At 38.3% G+C, this 14,392-nt stretch carries 12 protein-coding genes; 7 read left to right on the plus strand and 5 right to left on the minus strand.

Annotation, left to right across the window (positions count from 1 at the left end; translation table 11 throughout):
• Positions 1-187: 187 nt before the first annotated feature.
• The 5 genes from FFJ24_RS01765 (at position 188) to FFJ24_RS01785 (ending at position 5,707) form a co-directional block, all read left to right on the plus strand.
• Positions 188-2,395: an Ig-like domain-containing protein gene (locus FFJ24_RS01765; protein ID WP_138820523.1), complete on the plus strand. Its 2,208-nt coding sequence runs from the start codon at positions 188-190 to the stop codon at positions 2,393-2,395.
• Positions 2,396-2,432: 37 nt separating this feature from the next.
• Positions 2,433-3,152, plus strand: coding sequence for a hypothetical protein (locus FFJ24_RS01770; RefSeq protein WP_138820524.1), 720 nt, complete (start codon positions 2,433-2,435; stop codon positions 3,150-3,152).
• Between the two features lie 31 nt (positions 3,153-3,183).
• Positions 3,184-4,119, plus strand: coding sequence for a gliding motility-associated C-terminal domain-containing protein (locus FFJ24_RS01775; protein ID WP_138820525.1), 936 nt, complete (start codon positions 3,184-3,186; stop codon positions 4,117-4,119).
• Between the two features lie 22 nt (positions 4,120-4,141).
• Positions 4,142-5,113, plus strand: a complete 972-nt coding sequence (locus FFJ24_RS01780; protein ID WP_138820526.1) for a type IX secretion system membrane protein PorP/SprF — start codon at positions 4,142-4,144, stop codon at positions 5,111-5,113.
• 243 nt (positions 5,114-5,356) lie between these two features.
• A complete protein-coding gene (locus FFJ24_RS01785) occupies positions 5,357-5,707 on the plus strand; it encodes a hypothetical protein (protein WP_138820527.1) in 351 nt (116 codons plus the stop codon).
• Positions 5,708-6,442: 735 nt separating this feature from the next.
• On the opposite strand, the gene FFJ24_RS01790 is transcribed toward FFJ24_RS01785, so the two are convergent.
• The 4 genes from FFJ24_RS01790 to pfkA all read right to left on the minus strand — a co-directional run bounded on the left by FFJ24_RS01790 (position 6,443) and on the right by pfkA (position 11,318).
• Entirely contained in the window at positions 6,443-7,666 is a 1,224-nt protein-coding gene (locus tag FFJ24_RS01790; RefSeq protein ID WP_138820528.1) for a GAF domain-containing sensor histidine kinase, read from the minus strand.
• An 815-nt stretch (positions 7,667-8,481) separates the two neighbouring features.
• Positions 8,482-9,480: a type I glyceraldehyde-3-phosphate dehydrogenase gene (gap, locus tag FFJ24_RS01795; RefSeq protein ID WP_025144555.1), complete on the minus strand. Its 999-nt coding sequence runs from the start codon at positions 9,478-9,480 to the stop codon at positions 8,482-8,484.
• A 7-nt stretch (positions 9,481-9,487) separates the two neighbouring features.
• Positions 9,488-10,330: a hypothetical protein gene (locus FFJ24_RS01800; RefSeq protein ID WP_138820529.1), complete on the minus strand. Its 843-nt coding sequence runs from the start codon at positions 10,328-10,330 to the stop codon at positions 9,488-9,490.
• Position 10,331: 1 nt separating this feature from the next.
• The gene (gene pfkA, locus FFJ24_RS01805; protein ID WP_138820530.1) at positions 10,332-11,318 is read right to left on the minus strand and encodes a 6-phosphofructokinase; all 987 of its coding nucleotides are present in this window, start codon (positions 11,316-11,318) and stop codon (positions 10,332-10,334) included.
• A 111-nt stretch (positions 11,319-11,429) separates the two neighbouring features.
• Here pfkA and FFJ24_RS01810 point away from each other — a divergent pair, with 111 nt between their 5' ends.
• A complete protein-coding gene (locus FFJ24_RS01810; protein ID WP_051692040.1) occupies positions 11,430-12,119 on the plus strand; it encodes an NUDIX domain-containing protein in 690 nt (229 codons plus the stop codon).
• A gap of 161 nt (positions 12,120-12,280) precedes the next feature.
• Here the strand turns inward: FFJ24_RS01810 and FFJ24_RS01815 are convergent, their stop codons facing one another.
• On the minus strand, positions 12,281-13,141 hold the full coding sequence (locus tag FFJ24_RS01815; RefSeq protein WP_138820531.1) for an N-acetylglucosamine kinase: 861 nt from the start codon (positions 13,139-13,141) through the stop codon (positions 12,281-12,283).
• A gap of 219 nt (positions 13,142-13,360) precedes the next feature.
• Between FFJ24_RS01815 and FFJ24_RS01820 the strand changes: the two genes are divergently transcribed.
• Entirely contained in the window at positions 13,361-14,386 is a 1,026-nt protein-coding gene (locus FFJ24_RS01820) for a low specificity L-threonine aldolase (protein ID WP_138820532.1), read from the plus strand.
• Positions 14,387-14,392 lie beyond the last annotated feature (6 nt).

The raw sequence follows: 14,392 nt of genomic DNA on the forward strand, positions 1-14,392 counted from the left end.
CCCGAAGTAGGCACCAATTACCTCGACGTGATTTAGTCTGGTTGATGAGTAGTAATAAAACAGGTGTTCATGTCTTGATTGAAAGACTTTAATGAATAAACTGAACGGATAATGTAGCGTCGGCTCGCAGTACTTTTGTATTGCTAGTAAACAAACAAACTTAATTTTACTTTATCCCAAACTTACATTGAAAAGGCGCCCTGGTCCATTTTTCTTGGTATTTGTGTTGTTTTTTATACCTGCGTATTTATATGCACAGTGTGAAAATACAGCACGTACATACGCAAACTTTCAGGGGGCGTATCTTGATGGATTGGGTGTTATAGGGGCAAATTTATACGGTAGTATAGCTAATGCGCCGAATGCTGTAAACGGACAGGTTAAAGATGCATCAACCTTGTCAGTTCCTATTGGCGCTGTTGGGCTTACAGGTTCGGCTACACAATTTCTGGAATTTACTACTGATGGTACCAACGCTGGTAAACGTACAATTGCTGCAAATACTACTGTAATAGTTAAACTGGCGTTACCAAAGGAACTTCTTGGGCTTTTGAGCAGTTTTGAGATCGGAAGTTTTACTGACCTACATGCTGTTGCAGCAAATAAGCCCTTAATTGGTTCTGGAAATGAAGCTGGTTATGATGCAACGAGGAATCCGATTTATACTTCTGCCAACATTGCCGGCGTGATAGGCGGGGGAGGAGAGATGGAGATCAGGGTAACACCTACACAGGCTTTTAACGGCGTATATATCAAGATTGTGGGTGCGGTATTATCTACAGCTTTATCAATAAAAGTTTTCCATGCTTATATGATGGAGCTGAGTACAGGATCAATCAACTGCAACGAGGCGATTGATGTGCTCTCAGGTGTAAAGCCAACTCCTTTAGGTGGTATTGCAAACCTAACTGGTACGGTTACCAATCCCTTTAATGCCATTGATACAGATCCAAATAGCTTCGCACTGATTGATGTGGGCACTTCCGTGCTAAATCAGGTATATCTTACATCTATTTTTAATAAACCTTCGCAACCTGCCGATTCAGTTAGTATCATACTCGAAAATCCAGGTGGCGGACTATTAGATCTGAGCCTTTTAACAGGTTTTACCATACAACCTTATTTGAATGAAGTAGCGGCCGGACCAGCATTTAAAAACACAAGTACGTTTTTGAACCTTAAATTACTACCCGGATCAACAAGTAAATATATCTTAACGTTTTTGGTAACCGATGTATACGATCGTTTGGAGATCACAATGGGCGGACTTACTGGTGCATTTAGTCGTTTAAGGATTTACGACATTAAACGTAAACTGGCAAAACCACGTACATTGGTTAATCCCTCAACTACTGATGAAAAAATAGTTTGCCAGGGACAGACTGCAACTTTTTCTGTTCAGAATGCGCAGGCCTGCACCGAATACAAATGGTACGATGCCGAAACAGGCGGTAATTTGTTGTATACCGGTTTAACCTTCACTCCCCCAAATACGCTCGCAGCAGGTGATTACAATTATTATGTTCAGGCGAGCAGGACGTATTGTGTTACCGCGGTTTCTGAAATGTTGAGGGTGAAACTTAAGGTTAATCCCTTACCTACGCTTACAGTACCCGGAGTAATAATCTGCAGCGGCTCTTCAACAGTGCTCTCGGTTACTGCGCCTGATGCAGGTTTTACCTATAACTGGTATTCATCATCTTCTGGCGGAACCCCACTTAATATCGGTAGCACTTATAGTACTCCTGCCTTAATGGCTACTACTATTTATTATGTTGAAGCAGTTAACACGGCAACAGGATGTAAAAATGCTGGCGGTGCTCTGGCCGTAGAAGTTAAAGTAAAACAGTATGCTCCTGTACCTATAATAAACGGCGCAGCTACCATCTGTGCAGGTACAAGTGCAACATTTACAAATATTTATCCAAACGGAACATGGAGCACGAGTGATGCTGCCATTGCAACAATAGATGCAACAGGTAAAGTTACCGCAATGGCTGCCGGTAATACCGTTATTAGTTATACAGTTGCTGATGATGCTACTTATTGTGGTAAAAAAGTAGATTTCCCTTTAACCGTAAATCCACAGCCCAATTTAATATTGGGGCCAGATGCGAGTATTTGTGAAGGATTAACCACAACCAAAATTACTTACAGCAATCCTGTTTTTAACCCAATAACCTATAGTATTTCCTGGACAGGGAATTTACTCCCCGCTGTGCTAAATCAGGCTTTACCAGCAAATGAAATCACCATTACTATACCCTCAACAACTCCTGTAGCAGTTTACCAGGGAGTCTTGACTATTAAAAATGCAAATGGCTGCGTACGGGCTATCCCTTTTAGTTTTAGGGTAAAGCTTGTGCCACACAAACCAATAGTATCTATTAACTAAAAACAAAATAAATTATTCACTCAAACAAATTAAAATCATGACAACAAAAACTAAAAAACGTAATCTAAGAATCTTTGTATTCTTAATGCTCTTATTGCCACTGGGTGCCTTTGCGCAAACGCCAAATGCATACCTGTGCGGAACCAGTACAGTGAAATTGACTCCAACTTTTAACGGGTATACGCCTGCAAATGGTGATAAAATTGTATGGACCGTCGACGGAACTGCGGAAGCTCCGGTAGTATATAATGGATCAAATGCTTTTTACCAGATCGCTGCAGGATTAGCTGTTGGAAACCATACTTATTCAGTTGTGGTAATACCGGCTGATGCAAATCTTTGTCCTAGTGATGCCTCTGATAATACGGTTATAGAAAAATTACCTACTCCTGTTATCGCTGTTGCAGCTCCGGGAAGTACTTATTGTACCGATCAAACAGCGGCTACTGTAATTACGGCGAGTAAGGATGCTTCAATAACATTACCAACTGGGGTAACTATGACTTATGTCTGGTCAGCAACACTAGGTGGCACTGCGGTAACTGATATTTCAACTTTGGGTACAGCATCTGGTTCAGGAGATACTTTTACACTTAAAGCTGGCGTGGCTCCAGGTGATTACGTTTTTGCTGCTGTTGGAAGTTATGCTACTGGTGCTGTTCAGATCGTGAATGCAGCAAGTTGTACTGCAACTGCAAGTAAAGCCATAACGGTTACTGCTAAACCAGGTAAAGCAACTATCTCTGTAGCGCCATAGGTATTACTGTTGAGCAGGTTTAATCATTGTGATGTTTAACAGATTTGGGATAATTGCGTTCAGCGTGCTGCTGCTTGATGCAGTGGCATGCTTTGCGCAATCTTCTAATCCGAACACGCTGAACCTTAAACCAGGCGTTGCCGTTAAACTTCGGGCTAACGGTACAGGTGCTACATCGTATCAATGGTTCAAAAATGGCGAGGCCATTCTGGGTGCTACCTTGCAAGATTATGTGGTAAATGCTGCCGGAAAATATACGGTGATTACTTTTAGTTTAGGTGGCTGTAGTTCCGATCCTTCTGAAGAGATGGAAGTGATTGTGGAGTCACAGATCTCAGCAGATGTTTCCATTGTTAAAAGGTCAGAAAGCAGGCAGGTAATAAATACAGAGACATTTAAATACAATTTATTGGTTCGTAACAATGGTCTGGGCACGGCTACCAATTTAAAGGTGAAAGACGATCTTCCGGAAAATCTAACCTTTGTAAGTGTTGATCCTGCGGTTGTTGGTACTGCAAGTTATAACGATCAAACCAAAACAGTTTCATGGACTATACCATCACTTGCTTACGGTAGTTTTGTTGAACTGATCATTAACGTAAGGTCGATGAAACCTGGTAATGTGGTTAATAGTGCCACTGTTTCCATTGATGAGCCAGATCCCGATCCATCAAATAACATTTCTGTGGATACCAAGGAAATTACTGGGCTTAAAATCCCAAATGTGTTTACTCCAAATGGTGATGGAAAGAATGAAACCTTTTTTATTGAGCGGTTGGACCTTTACAGCGAAAATCAGCTTACCATTATTAACCGCTGGGGAAGTACAGTTTATGAAAAGAAAGGCTATTTAAATGACTGGACAGCGAGTGGTCTGGTAGATGGAACTTATTTCTATGTGATTAAGGTGAAAACGGCAAGTGCTCAATGGCAGGAATTTAAAGGTTATGTAACCGTAATGAGATAAATGAAAGTTAAAATGTGAGGATATGAAAAAGATAGTTTTAACGACATTGTTTAATTTATTCTGCCTCTGTCTGTTTGCCCAGCAGAATGCACAGTTTGGACAATATATGTTTAATGGTTTGTATATCAATCCAGCTTATGCAGGCTACAAGGAAGAACTCTATATGCAGGCTTTCGTCCGGGCCCAATGGACGGGTATTCAGGGTGCTCCCCAAACGCTTTCCATATCGGTAGATGAAGCAGTTAAAGAAGAAAGTATGGGTTTGGGTTTATTGGTATCTAAAGATAAAATTGGTGCACAAAACTCGTTAAACCTATCCGGAAATTTTGCTTATCGTATTAAATTGAACCGTACTGAAACCAATGTACTTGCATTTGGTCTTGGAATTGGTGTAATGCAGATGGGACTGAATGGAAGTTTACTAGATCCGACCGAAACTGGCGATAACAGGATTCCGACCGGATATGAAAGTAGGACTGTGCCCGATGTTAGGGCAGGGGTACATTACTCGAACGAGAAATTCTTTATCGGTTTCTCTGCCAATAACTTGCTTGCGCAGTATCTTCCGGTTTTCAGAGATAATAATCTTCTTAGTATTACTTCCAAGCCGCATTTTTATTTAACTGCCGGTATGTTATTTCCAATGGATAATGATTTTAAGTTCAAGCCTACTTTTTTGATTAAAGATGATTTGAATGGGCCAACTTCATTAGATCTCAATGCTTTTTTAATGATCAAGGAAAAGCTTTGGTTAGGTGTAGCGTATAGAACCTCTGTAAAACTTTATCCTAAGCCAGCACTGCAAAACGATTTAAGGGCAAGAAGTGCCATCGGACTCGTAACCGAATTTTTTGTCCGCGAAAACCTCCGGATTGGCTATGGTTACGACTACAGTTTAAATAAATTGGGTAGCTATGATTATGGCTCACACGAAATTTCTATCGGTTATTATTTGCAAACCGCAAAAAGCAGAAGGCCAAAGTGTTACTTCTGATAATCAGATACCTCTAAGCCAAATTTCTGGTTTTAGCTTTTCATCGGCTAGCCTAAATTTCTTTGAACATATACTATTTTGCTATTCACTTTTTCTGTAAAAAATTAACAAAATAAATATTGTAAAGTGCTTCGCCGGAAATTTTCGTGTTTTATTTGTCACGTTATGTTGCTTATACTCCATTCGGTTGTTTGATTTTTGACCAATGTATAAACAAACAAATATTCAGTCTGTTAAAGAATAATGTCAAATCATTCAGGCAATCTTTATGTAAAAAAGTTACCCTTCCAAATAAGTGTTGGTCAGGGATCTGGTTTATCCGGCGATAAGCTCTTTTTTACTACAGCAATAGCGGATGATCGTGGTGCATTTAAGGCCCTCTACAAGAGGTATTCGGCAGCAATTTATGGTAATATTATTCGGCGTGTAGGCGATGAAGAAAAAGCTAAATTAATCTTAGAGGAAACATTCTGTGAAGCATGGCATTCTTTCCCACAATTTGATGAGACTAAATTCAGAATTTTTACCTGGATAAATCAGTTTGCGATTCAAAACATTAAGAAATCTACATTTCAAAGCTTGGAAACAGCATAATGGGTTCATTAATTTAGCTTATTTTTATATTTCATTCTTAATTACTATTCTTAATGATTTAAAGTTTATCTCTATTGGTGTATGCCTGAATCCTGAAAGGTATTTTGGTAAACGATGTATTAAATAATTTCAGCTGGTTATGTCATATAACTTCCGGATTTATCCAGGAAATAAAAATGTGTGGGTCTTTAATCGTGAAGAATAAATACACATTATCTTCTATTGATAATAATGTTATGCTTTTTTTGTGGTATCAGGTTTGGCGAGGGGGTGAAGATTGCGGTGGCTGTGGGGGCGACTAATAATTTTTTTTGCAATAACTTAAAATCTTCATCAAATCTTAATCTTTCTGCCGTAATATTGTAGGCATAAGGGGTGAGAGCCTTATACCAACTTCATAAGTTGAGAGCGTTAATTTAGATAGGGGATGTAGCCAGTGGCTACATCCTTTTTTTGTTCTGGGTTTGGATATGATTGTTATGACCAAAGTTTGCAGTTGGTTTTCTTCCGGTTTTTAATAATCAGTTACTTTGTTCCAATGGTTTATTCTCTGGTGATCTTTCTCTGCCTTATAGAATGTGGTAAACATTAAAGACCATCCTTCGGAGAAAGGAAGGTTCTGCAATGATCGTCAATTAAATAGTCGGTATCGATAATACTTTTGTTGCCCGCGAAGTAGATTTATTGCAAGGTATTTTGAAATAAGTGATGAAATAATTTTGGAATTAATTTATGCTAGTCGGTTATCGGCATGCTTTCTAATTTAGGTAACGAAATAAAAAAAGAGCTACCTAAATCTTTACCTGCGCTATTTGCCCAAACCTTGCCACCATGCAGTTGCACGAGTGTTTTAACAATATAAAGTCCAATGCCATTAGAGCGTTCTTTTGCAGTTGGTACTGACGATAGTTTGGCGAACTTGGTAAACAATTTGGCGATATCGTCGGTGGTCATGCCTAAACCATAGTCTTTAAATTCAAACACAATATTGCTGTCCTCTGCGGTACAAATTATCTCTATGGTTGCACACATGTGCGAATATTTAATCGCATTGCTGAGCAGGTTATTGAAAACATCATTGATGCGTTCCTGATCTACCTGGATATAACCATCTGTTTGGCAATTTATTTTGAGCGTTTGTTGTTTTTGTTTTAAGGTAAAATCAAAAGTTGTGACCACTGCCTGTAGTAAATCCATTACTTTAACGGTTTTAAATTCGAGGTCAATAGCGGCATTCTCGTTTTTGGCCTCGTTGAGCAGATTATTCATTGTTAGCTCAATTTTGCGACCAGTGTGCTCAATTTTGTTGCCTAATGATGCAAGTTTTTCCTGGGAAAGCAAATTTTTGTCCAATAGTTGCCCATAAGCAATCAAAGAAGTAGCTGGGTTTTTCATGTCGTGGGCCAAGCGATGCAAACGGTCATCGTAAGCGCGTACAGAAATACGGTTAATTAGTCGCGATTCGAGTTTTTCGAGGGTAATCCGGGCTAACCACTTCAATACGCTTAGCTGGTCTTGTTTAATATCGTACCTGGGTTTATCGTCCATTACGCTAACCGTTCCAATTACAAAACCTTCCATAGTGGTAATTGGTGCGGCTGCATAAAATCGGATTCCGTTATTTATTTTAACGTAGGCGTTATCTTTTACCTCTATACAAGTTTCGGTATTCTCGATCAGGGTGATGTCTGCCGATTTTGAAGCAATGGTGCATAAGCTATCTTCTTTATTGATTATTGAAACCTGTATCGGGCTGGTATTGGCTTTAAGATATACCTGAGTTTTGTCAATAAATGAAACAAATGATCCTGCTGCTTTAAAGGTGATCTTCGCTATCTCGGCAATCAGATCGAAAAGAAGTTCGGGCGGTGTATCAATAATGTCATAACGCTTAAGCTTATTAAGGCGCTGTGATTCATATTCAGATGTGGTATTTGAGGGCTTGCTAAACTTACTCATGAATGAGGACTGTTTTAAAATTCACGATGATCATGATTTCTAACAAATATAAAGCAAAGAAGTTTTATTCCGGAATTTAGCTTATTCTGATGGGGAATGTTTCAGAATAATGAATCTTAATCGTAAAAGTCCACAGTTGGGTTGAAAGGAATCTGTGTTCTTAATTTACTGCATTGCAGTTTTGGTTCTGTATTACTTTACTTTTTTAAATTAATAAAATCCCCATATAAAAGAAAAGAGATACTCCATCCAGACGTATCTCTTTTTTCTAACCAAATATAAACCTGTTATGAGCCAGGCTTTGTCTTTAACTTTCTTTCTAAACCGGGGTCTATCCAGAAGGTGATTTATCTTTTTTTATTGTTAACAAACATCGTTCCGTTTATTACTCTACAAATATAGTAAAAAAAATGATAGTGTAAAAAATACACTAAGAAAATTTTAAGTATTTTTTTTGTCATTTTTTATTTCTTGTCCTTTTTTCATGAGCTTTTGGGATTTAAAATGATGGTATTGCAAATATAGGGTTAAAATATGTTAACAAATTGTTAAATATTATCAATTTATGGTATTATTTAGTCAAATATTGGTTGGTTGTTGGTTAAAAATTAATTTAGCATGATTTTTTTTAAATTATTCTGTTTTTTATGCTTTCTAAATGAATTTTTAATGTAAGAATTTAATAAAATTATTTTTTTATGTGATTTTAAAAAGTGGTTTTACAGGTGAAAATCATATTTAAGACAAAAAGGCAACATTAATTGAATAATGTTGCCCTTTATATGATTTAAAATATCGCTTAAAGCATTTTTCCGTTACAAACTTGCGTAATATTCTACGAATTTAGCTAGTGCAGAAGAATATCCCCATTCGTTATCATACCAGGATACCACTTTAACGAAATTATCATTTAATGAAATACCAGCTTTGGCATCAAAAATAGAAGCGTGGTCATCACCGATGAAGTCAGAAGAAACAACTTCATCCTCAGTATAAGCCAACACGCCTTTCAATTCGCCTTCAGAAGCTGCTTTCATAGCAGCTTTAATTTGCTCATAAGTAGCTGGTTTTTCTAAACGTGCAGTTAAATCTACTACTGACACGTCAGCAACAGGAACACGGAAAGACATACCTGTTAATTTACCTTTTAATTCAGGTAAAACCATACCTACAGCTTTAGCAGCACCAGTAGAAGAAGGAATGATGTTAGAAAAACCACCGCGGCCACCTCTCCAGTCTTTAGCCGAAGGACCATCAACTGTTTTTTGAGTTGCAGTTACTGCGTGAATTGTGCTCATTAAACCTTCTACAATACCGAAGTTATCGTTTAAAACTTTAGCAATTGGTGCTAAACAGTTTGTAGTACAAGATGCATTAGAAACAATAGTTTGATCTGCAGTTAATTTATGGTGGTTAACACCCATTACATAAGTAGGGATGTCGCTATCTTTAGCAGGAGCTGAGAAAACTACTTTTTTGGCACCAGCAGCGATATGTTTCTCTGCATCAGCACGGGTTAAGAATAAACCTGTTGATTCGATTACTACTTCAACACCTACAGCATCCCATTTTAAATCAGCTGGATTTCTTTCTGCAGTTACGCGGATTGTTTTGCCATTAACAACTAAATTACCATCAACAACTTCAATAGTGCCATCAAATTTGCCATGTGTAGTATCATATTTTAGCATGTAAGCCATATAATCAGGCTCGATCAAATCGTTAATCGCTACAATATCTAATCCTCTTTTTAATGCGGCTCTGAAAACCAGTCTGCCAATACGGCCAAAGCCGTTTATTCCAATTTTGCTCATTGTTTTGTTAATTAGTGTAATGTTTTAATAAATTTTGTATTGGTTCTTTAATGATGCTTTTAATTTTTAAATCGTATTTACCGGCCACAAACCTTAAGCGGTCTTCCAGTTCGGCGGCCACTTTGCCTACAATATGCAGGTCACTATGTTTATGTTTCTGCGATGTAGGCAGGATATAGGTTTCGAAATATTTTTCGAATCCCTCATCAATCAGTTTACGGATATATTCATGTTTGCTGTTCTGGGTAATGAAATCGAAAAACGAAGTTAGAAAAATATTCGCCTGTGGCTTATTGTAAATACGTTCTAATATTTGAGGGCGGTCCAGATTGTGTGTTAATATAAATTTAGCCTCGATATCCTTTGGCATTTTTTGGCTTAAATATTCTTTCAGGAGTATTTTCCCAAAATAATTTGAAGAGCCTTCATCCCCAAGAATATAACCTAATCCGAAGTTATTATTCAGTGGTTTTTTTCCGTCGAAATAGGCGCAATGTGCACCGCTGCCCAGCATGCCAACTATACCGGGCTGATCGTAACAAGCGGCTTTAGCTGCCCCGAATAAATCATTTTCGACTACAATTTTGCTGTATTTGAAAAATGACGCCAGGGTTTTGGCTAATTCTACTTTTCTATCTGATGATGATGCGCCGGCAGCAAAAAAATAAATCTTTTTAATATTTTCTGCATTATTAACCAACACAACTTTTTTGTTTAATATCTGTAAAATTGTTTTTGGATCAACAAAGCAGGGATTTAAGCCGGTAGTATTACAATGTGCTACTACCTGTCCATTTTGTGTTATTTTCCAAAACGCTGTTTTCGATCCGCTATAAACAACTGCTACCATATTATATTGAAAGTACCTCTGTCATTTCCATTAAATCGGGTTCGAGTTTAAAAGAATGAGCCGTTAAAGCCTCTCTTATGCTGGTTAATTTTATTTCATTTCCTTTTAAACCTACCATTTGCTCCGTTTCGCCTGCAATTAACGCATTTACTGCGGCAAAACCTAAACGACTGCCCAAAATTCTGTCAAAACTGCTTGGACTACCGCCTCTTTGGAGGTGGCCAAGAATGGTTACTTTGGTATCGTAATGATCAAAAGTTTCCTTTACTTTTTTGGCAATATCGTAAGCACCACCTTGTTTATGGCCTTCGGCCACGATAACGATACTTGATGATTTTTTGGTTGCTGCGCCTAAGGCCAGTTTATCAATCAATTCATTAACACTGGTTTCCTTTTCCGGTAACAATACCGCTTCTGCACCGCAGGCAATCGAACTTCTTAAGGCAATACAGCCAGAATCGCGGCCCATTACCTCTATAAAGAATAACCGGTCGTGTGCATCAGCAGTATCCCTGATTTTATCAATCGCTTCGATTACAGTGTTAATAGCTGTATCGTAACCTAAAGTAAAATCAGATCCAACTAAATCGTTATCAATAGTTCCGGGTATACCGATTACCTTAACGCCAAAAGTTTCCGAAAAACGTTTAGCTCCGGTGAATGTTCCGTCGCCACCGATTACCACTAATCCATCGATGTCGTTTTTCTTTAAGTTATTGTAGGCAATCTGCTGACCTTCGTCTGTCTTAAATTCTAAACAGCGTGCCGTTTTTAATATGGTACCGCCCAAGTGTAAAATATTACTTACAGAACGGGCGTCCATTGGTTTTATGTTGTCGGTTATTAAACCCTGGTAACCTTGCATTACACCAAACATGTTAATGCCATGGTAAATTCCGGTACGAACAACAGCTCTGATTGCTGCATTCATTCCAGGGGCATCGCCTCCGGAAGTTAGTACAGCTATATTTTTTATATTTGGTTCCATCTTTATAATACGAATATAGTGTGTATTTTTTACACTAAGTAATTTATTTTATTTTTTTTACTTAATATTGAAAGTCATACCTTTATCTGCTTAAAATAACTAAATTTTACTTTGGAACAAATTTTACCTCATTTAGATTCTGTATTCTCGATAGATTGCGTTTTGTTTGGATTTGATGGTAAGGAATTAAAAATCCTGCTAATTGAAAGGAATGAAGAACCATTTAAAGATTGGTGGGCATTGCCTGGTAACATTGTTGGCCCTGATGAAAGTTTAGATCAATCAGCCTCCCGGATTTTATACGAACTTACCGGTTTGCGCGGTATTTACATGGAGCAGTATTACGCTTTTGGCGATCCGCACAGGCACCCGCAAGGTAGGGTAATTACTTTGGCATACTATGCTTTAATCCGTTTGGGGGGAGATAAAGAACTCCGCCCGATCAGTACCTATGCCAAGCGGGCCAATTGGTTACCGATTACGGATCTGCCCAAACTGGCTTTTGATCACCAGAAAATTTATGATAAAGGATTAGAAAAAATAAAACGCCGGATTAAACACCAGCCTATTGCTTTCGAACTCCTGCCGGAGAAATTTACCTTAACACAATTGCAACATGTGTATGAGTTGGTTTTGGGTAAAAAACTGGATAAACGCAACTTTAGAAAGAAGATTGTAAGTTTCGGGGTATTAAAAGAACTCGACGAAAAACAAAAAGGTGTATCGTACCGTGCAGCTACTTTGTACCGCTTTGATAAACGTAAATACGCGAAACTTTTTGGCAAGGAGATTTCGTTCTAGCGTTGAGCGGAGGGAGTTTGGCGTTGAGCTGGAACTAAAGACCAAAAGCAATATGGCTTTTTATAAATAAAAAAACCCGGTTTGAAATTTCAAACCGGGTTTTTTTTGCTTGTTTATTATATACGACTCCGGACTAAAGACTCCAGACTTAGGACTGAAGACTAAGCCTTAGGCGCTAACTCCAGGTGATAATGTACCAGGTCATCTATAGGTGAGCGGATAATTTTACCCACCCCCATTTCGTAACGGTCGGCTACAATACTTAAAATATCACGGAAACTATAACCTACTGAACCTACACAGTTCAATTTGTGGTCTTTGTAGTTGGGATAGTGAATGACCAAAGCTTCGAAAAATGCAGTAAAAGCATAATCGATGGTAGCAAAAGCATAATCTTCGTAATTATCTTTAAAATCGTATAAGAATTTACTAAAGCTTGCGCAGAAACGGTTTGGCAATGGCTTATTGTAAATGTTATCGAAAATATCTTCGTTGGTTAAAGCATAATTATCGTAAAAAGCTTCGCGTAGTCCTTTTGGCATGTAACCTTTCATGTAATCGCTTAAAATACGTTTACCAATATACGAACCGCTACCTTCATCACCCAGGAAATAACCCAATGAATCGATGTTCATGGTAATTTCAGATCCATCATACAGGCATGAGTTTGTTCCTGTGCCTAAAATAGCAGCAAATCCTGGTTCGTTTCCAAGGAGCGCTCTGGATGAAGCAAGTAAATCATGGCCTACAAAGATTTTTGCATTAATGAAGATCTCTTGCATGGCATCAGCCACAATCTTAACATTTGCAGGTGTAGAACAGCCGGCACCGTAGTAATAAACTGCTGTCAATTTCTCTCTTTCCAAGTGGTCTGGAAGAGTCTCATTCAAAGACTTTACAATGTACTCTCCTTTTGAAAAATATGGATTGTAACCTTCGGTGTTAAAGTAAATTTTTCTGCCGGCCTCGTTAATCAAACACCAATTTGTTTTGGTAGATCCGCCGTCTGCAATTACTATCATTTTATTTATTTTTGGTTTTAGCACGATAAAAGTATAAAAAGTCTTATATTTTGTATCCTTTTTTTTAATAATTTTTTAACAATTTGTTGTTGTCGAAAATTAAGTGTGTAAAAAATACACTATATAGGGCATTTAATGGCCGAAAAACCTTAAAATTATACCAGAAAGGGCAATGGTATTTTTTTTATTGTCAACAATATTTTACAACAAAATAGCGAAATGAACAACAGATTTTTAGATTTCAGGAGTGATACGGTAACCAGACCAACTGCGGGAATGTTGGATGCGATGATGAATGCAAAAGTTGGCGATGATGTTTTTGGCGAAGATGAAACGGTGCATGCATTAGAGACAAAATTGGCCTCGACCTTTAATATGGAAGCGGGATTGTTCTGCCCATCCGGAACGATGACCAACCAGATTGCGATCAAGTGTTTTACCCAGCCCATGGACGAGGTAATCTGCGATCAGACGGCACATGTTTATCGTTATGAAATTGGGGGCATTGCTTTCCATTCCGGCGCATCGGTAAGGCTGTTGCATGGCGAACGTGGAATTTTGACTCCAGAGCTAATCGAACCTGAAATTAACGAAGATAATATCCACTATCCCAACACCAGCTTGGTTGTTTTGGAAAATACAGTAAATAAAGGTGGCGGGAGCTGTTATACCTTATCACAGATTGCGCCTATTCATCACCTTTGTAATATAAAAGGATTAAAACTGCATTTAGATGGTGCACGTATTTTTAATGCACTAACAGCCACAGGCGATAAGGCAGGAGAATATGGTAAATATTTTGATGGCATTTCAGTTTGTTTATCTAAAGGACTCGGCGCACCCGTTGGTTCGGTATTATTAGGCAGTAAACAGATGATCCGCAAAGCGCGTAAAATCAGGAAAGCTTTTGGTGGAGGCATGCGACAGGCCGGGTTTTTAGCCGCTGCTGGTATTTATGCGCTTGATAACCATGTAACACGTTTAAAGGATGATCATGCCCATGCACAGGTTTTAGCCGATGCACTGGCGAGGGCAAAGTATGTAAAATCGGTAATGCCGGTTGAAACTAACATCGTTATTTTCGAAGTAGAAAAAGGTTCGGCAGAGAAAATTGTGCATAATTTGAAAGAAAAAGGCTTGCATTGCAATACCACCAGTGCCAGCACCATTCGTTTGGTAACACATTTGGATCTGAGTGCTGAAATGATCGATCAGGCAATCGAAATAATATTACATTTGTATTAGCCGGAG

It is taken from the genome of Pedobacter sp. KBS0701 (assembly GCF_005938645.2).
Classification (GTDB): domain Bacteria; phylum Bacteroidota; class Bacteroidia; order Sphingobacteriales; family Sphingobacteriaceae; genus Pedobacter.

Excerpts from the sequence above, each read along its gene's own strand:
- FFJ24_RS01770 (WP_138820524.1), top strand. The coding sequence starts at position 2,433 with ATGACAACAAAAACTAAAAAACGTAATCTAAGAATCTTTGTATTCTTA.
- FFJ24_RS01775 (WP_138820525.1), top strand. The coding sequence starts at position 3,184 with ATGTTTAACAGATTTGGGATAATTGCGTTCAGCGTGCTGCTGCTTGAT.
- FFJ24_RS01780 (WP_138820526.1), top strand. The coding sequence starts at position 4,142 with ATGAAAAAGATAGTTTTAACGACATTGTTTAATTTATTCTGCCTCTGT.
- FFJ24_RS01785 (WP_138820527.1), top strand. The coding sequence starts at position 5,357 with ATGTCAAATCATTCAGGCAATCTTTATGTAAAAAAGTTACCCTTCCAA.
- FFJ24_RS01790 (WP_138820528.1), bottom strand. The coding sequence starts at position 7,666 with ATGAGTAAGTTTAGCAAGCCCTCAAATACCACATCTGAATATGAATCA.
- gap (WP_025144555.1), bottom strand. The coding sequence starts at position 9,480 with ATGAGCAAAATTGGAATAAACGGCTTTGGCCGTATTGGCAGACTGGTT.
- FFJ24_RS01800 (WP_138820529.1), bottom strand. The coding sequence starts at position 10,330 with ATGGTAGCAGTTGTTTATAGCGGATCGAAAACAGCGTTTTGGAAAATA.
- pfkA (WP_138820530.1), bottom strand. The coding sequence starts at position 11,318 with ATGGAACCAAATATAAAAAATATAGCTGTACTAACTTCCGGAGGCGAT.
- FFJ24_RS01815 (WP_138820531.1), bottom strand. The coding sequence starts at position 13,141 with ATGATAGTAATTGCAGACGGCGGATCTACCAAAACAAATTGGTGTTTG.
- FFJ24_RS01820 (WP_138820532.1), top strand. The coding sequence starts at position 13,361 with ATGAACAACAGATTTTTAGATTTCAGGAGTGATACGGTAACCAGACCA.